Annotated in this window: 4 protein-coding genes; 1 reads left to right on the forward strand and 3 read right to left on the reverse strand. The window is 77.1% G+C overall.

What is annotated here, in order from left to right; all coding sequences use genetic code 11:
* Positions 1-20 precede the first annotated feature (20 nt).
* The 3 genes from AOK24_RS48215 to AOK24_RS44610 are packed head-to-tail and all read right to left on the reverse strand — an operon-like array spanning position 21 to position 2,136.
* Entirely contained in the window at positions 21-785 is a 765-nt protein-coding gene (locus AOK24_RS48215) for a class I SAM-dependent methyltransferase (RefSeq protein WP_107104191.1), read from the reverse strand.
* Positions 782-1,438, reverse strand: a complete 657-nt coding sequence (locus tag AOK24_RS48220; protein WP_055725497.1) for a TIGR04282 family arsenosugar biosynthesis glycosyltransferase — start codon at positions 1,436-1,438, stop codon at positions 782-784. The genes AOK24_RS48215 and AOK24_RS48220 overlap by 4 nt, the downstream gene beginning before the upstream one ends.
* Positions 1,435-2,136 carry a glycosyltransferase family 2 protein gene (locus AOK24_RS44610; protein ID WP_055725498.1) on the reverse strand — a complete coding sequence of 234 codons (702 nt, stop codon included), beginning with the start codon at positions 2,134-2,136 and terminating at the stop codon, positions 1,435-1,437. Before AOK24_RS44610 ends, AOK24_RS48220 begins: the two co-directional genes overlap by 4 nt.
* 112 nt (positions 2,137-2,248) lie before the next feature.
* Between AOK24_RS44610 and AOK24_RS44615 the strand changes: the two genes are divergently transcribed.
* On the forward strand, positions 2,249-2,550 hold a 302-nt coding region (locus AOK24_RS44615; protein WP_159052250.1), incomplete at its 3' end, for a response regulator.

Here is a 2,550-nt window from a genome sequence, read left to right on the forward strand (position 1 = left end):
GGGCAGGGTGGCGGCATCGGTCATGGGCGGGCCGGCCCTCCGTACGGCGCGCAGGCCCGGGAGGGGCTGCGCAGTTCCAGGAACGGGCGGCCCGCTGCGGTCCACCGGCCGGTGAGGACCCACCCGGCGGCCTCGGCCGTACGCAGCAGGGCTCCGGGGCCGACGCGGGCCCAGGGGAAGGCGGGCCCGTACAGGCCGGCGCCGTCCTCGACACGGACCACGAGGCGTTCGTCCACGTCCTGCGCGGCGGCCTCGGCCAGCAGACGTCCGCCGGGGCGCAGGAGGGCGCGCAGCCGGGCGAGGAGCGCCGCCGGGTCGCCGCCGATGCCGATGTTGCCGTCCATCACCAGCGCCGTCGCCCAGCCGCCCTCCTGGGGCAGCCGGTCGAAGACGGACCGCAGCAGGGCGGTCGCGCCGTGGTGGCGGGTGCGGGCGACGGCGGCCGGGCTGACGTCCACGCCGAGCGCCGGTACGCCCCTGGCGGCGAGGGCGGCCACCAGGCGCCCCGGGCCGCAGCCGACGTCCAGGACCGGTCCGTCGCAGCGGTGCAGGACGCCTTCGTCGGCGGCGTCGGGCGGGGCGCAGAAGCGCTCCACGTCCAGCGGCAGCAGGTCCGCCGCGTCGGTGGGGCGCGGGGGCAGGCGGCGCAGGAACAGCGGGCCCCGGCCGGTGCGCAGGGCGCGGCCGTAGAGGTCCTCCGCCCAAGTGGCCGCCGGGCTGTGCTGCTCCCGGACGTCCTGCGGTGTCGTTCTGCCGGGGACGGCCACGGGCGCGGCGCCGGTCATCGGACGGCCGCCGCGAGCGAGGTGAACGCGGTGGCGAACCGGGACCGGGGCGGGCAGCCGGCGGCGACCGAGGCGGCGTCGGCGGCGGTGTCCACGTCGCGCAGCATCGGGAGGTCGCCGACCGTCAGGCCCGCCGCCACGAGCCGGCGGCGCTGGACGGCTCCGGTGCGGTCGGTGGACATGGGCACGCCCCGGATCAGGGCGCCGCAGCGGGCGGGGTCGGCGAAGCCGAGGGCCCAGAACCCGCCGTCGGCCGCCGGGCCGAACCAGGCGTCGTGCCCGGCGCTGCCCACGCCGGCCAGCAGACCGGGCGTCAGCTGCGGGGTGTCCATGCCGACCAGGAGCGCCGGACCGTCCGCGCAGCCCTCGAAGGCGGCGGCGAGGCGTTCGTCGAGACCGCCGGGCACCTGCGGCACGACCTCGAACCCGGGCGGCAGCCATGGCCCCGGGGCGCCGTCGAGGACGACGATCCGGCGCCGCGCGGGAACCCGGAGGATCGTGTGGAGCGTGTCGGTGAGCGAGGCCTCGGCGAGGGCGGCGGCCTCCTCGGGGGAGTACGGCGGGGTGAGGCGGGTCTTCACCCGCCCCGGGAGCGGCTCCTTGGCGATGACCAGCAGCGTGAGCGGACTCGCGGTCGCGGAAAGGGAGTTCACCGGGCGGCTCCCGCCGTGCGGGCGACCGGGGGCTCGGCGAGGACGCCGCGCATGTCGCGTACGGTCTGCCAGGTGCCGCGCCAGGTGCCGGTGACCTTCGAGCGGCCCGTGCGCGGGAGGTAGGGGACGTCGGTCTCGGTCACCCGCCAGCCGGCGTCGGCGGCGCGGACCACCATCTGGAGCGGGTAGCCGGAACGCCGGTCGGTCAGCTCCAGGGACAGCAGCGCTTCTCGGCGCGCCGCGCGCATCGGGCCCAGGTCGTGCAGGCGCAGCCGGGTGCGGCGGCGGACGAGGCGCGCCAGCTCCAGGTTGGCGAGGCGGGCGTGCACCGGCCAGGCGCCGCGCGTGGTGGGCCGGCGGCGGCCGAGGACCAGATCGGCGGTGCCGTCCAGGACGGGGCCGGCGACGGCGGGCAGCAGGGCGGGGTCGAGGGAGGCGTCGCAGTCGCAGAAGCAGACCGTGTCGGCGGTGGCGGCGGACAGGCCCGCGTGGCAGGCGGCGCCGAAGCCGCGCCGCGGCTCGTGGACGACGTGGGCGCCCAGGCGGCGGGCGATGTCCGGGGAACCGTCGGTGGAGCCGTTGTCGACGACGATCGCGCGCCAGCCGGGCGGAATCCGCTCCAGCACCCAGGGCAGGGCCTCGGCCTCGTCGAGGCAGGGCAGCACGACGTCCACGGAAGAAGAGGGGGTCTCGGTCACGTCACTCACCCTACGAACCCGAAAGGTGCATAACGGACTTGGTGTCCTTACGGAACCCTGACGTCGCTCCCGGCCGCCCGACAGCGCGCCCCGGCGATGTGAGACTCGGGGCGTGAAACACGTACTCGTCGTGGACGACGACCCCACGGTCTCCGAGGTCGTCGCCGGATATCTGGGCCGGGCCGGATTCGCCGTCGACGTGGCCGACGACGGCCCCACCGCCGTGACCCGCGCCGCCGCACGGCCCCCCGACCTCGTGGTGCTGGACCTGATGCTGCCCGGCATGGACGGGCTGGAGGTCTGCCGCCGCATCCGCACCGCCGGCCCCGTACCGGTGATCATGCTCACCGCGCGCGGCGACGAGGAGGACCGCATCCTCGGCCTGGAGGTCGGCGCGGACGACTACGTCACCAA

Origin of the sequence: Streptomyces niveiscabiei, assembly GCF_001419795.1 — a bacterium.
GTDB classification, from domain to species: domain Bacteria; phylum Actinomycetota; class Actinomycetes; order Streptomycetales; family Streptomycetaceae; genus Streptomyces; species Streptomyces niveiscabiei.